Source organism: Bradyrhizobium oropedii (genome assembly GCF_020889685.1).
Classification (GTDB): Bacteria; Pseudomonadota; Alphaproteobacteria; order Rhizobiales; family Xanthobacteraceae; genus Bradyrhizobium; species Bradyrhizobium oropedii.
In genome coordinates this window covers 1-1,050 of sequence record NZ_JACMYO010000449.1, presented here as the reverse complement: position 1 = coordinate 1,050, position 1,050 = coordinate 1, and the positions used below count along the sequence as shown (strand labels likewise).

Annotated in this window: 1 pseudogene; it reads left to right on the top strand. The window is 59.0% G+C overall.

The features are described from left to right. Positions 1–87: 87 nt before the first annotated feature. A pseudogene (locus tag H8A95_RS43205) lies at positions 88–1,035 on the top strand (IS630 family transposase). Positions 1,036–1,050: the final 15 nt, after the last annotated feature.

The window sequence follows — 1,050 nt, the reverse complement described above, 5'->3', positions numbered from 1 at the left end:
GCATGTTGTTTTTTGCCGGAATCGGGATTCCCAGAGGGGATGAGTTCTGATTCAAACTCCATGGCTGGGGAATGGGGGCCAGCATGGATGACGCGACCCTATTCGGAAGACCTTCGCGAACTCGCTCTGGCGAGGGCTGAGGCTGGCGAGACGGTTCGTTCGATTGCCGAAGCGCTTCAGATCAGCCCTTCCTGTGTGACGAAGTGGAAGAATCTGCGGAGGGAGACCGGAAGCCTTTCTCCCGGCAAGATCGGCGGTCATAAAAAGCCGGTTCTGTCCGGCCCCAACGCCGACTGGCTGCGCAAACGCATTCGCTCCGGACCATTCACTTTGCGGAAGCTGACGCAGGAACTGGCTGCGCGCGGGATCAAAACAGACGTGCGGGCGGTATGGACGTTCGTTCACGCCGAGGGGCTGAGCTTCAAAAAAAACGCTCCGGCCGGCCGAACAAGACCGCCCCGATATCGCGCGTAAACGGACACGCTGGAAGGCCCATCAGGGCAGGATCGAGGCCTCACGCCTGGTCTTTATCGACGAGACCTGGATCAAAACCAACATGGCGCCACTGCGCGGCTGGGGACCGAGCGGGCAGCGTCTTGAAGCATCTGCGCCTTTTGGCCACTGGAAGACCATGACCTTCATCGCAGCGCTGCGCCACGACCGGATCAGCGCGCCCTGGGTCATCGACGGTCCCATCAACGGTGAGCTCTTCACGCTCTATGTCGAGAAAGTGTTGGCGCCCACCTTGGCAAAAGGCGAGGTCGTCATCCTCGACAACCTCGGCAGCCATAAAGGCAAGGCTGCCCGCAACGCCATCCGCACAACAGGAGCGCATCTCCTCTTCCTGCCGCCCTACAGCCCCGACCTCAATCCGATCGAGCAGGTCTTCGCCAAGCTCAAACACCTGATGCGGGCTGCCCAGACACGTGATGTCGAAGCGACGTGGCGCAAGGTCGGCGAACTCCTCGATATCTTCTCCAAAGAAAAGAGGAGTGCGCCAACTATCTCAAAAATTCAGGCTATGTTTCCGTATAAAAACATCATGCTCTA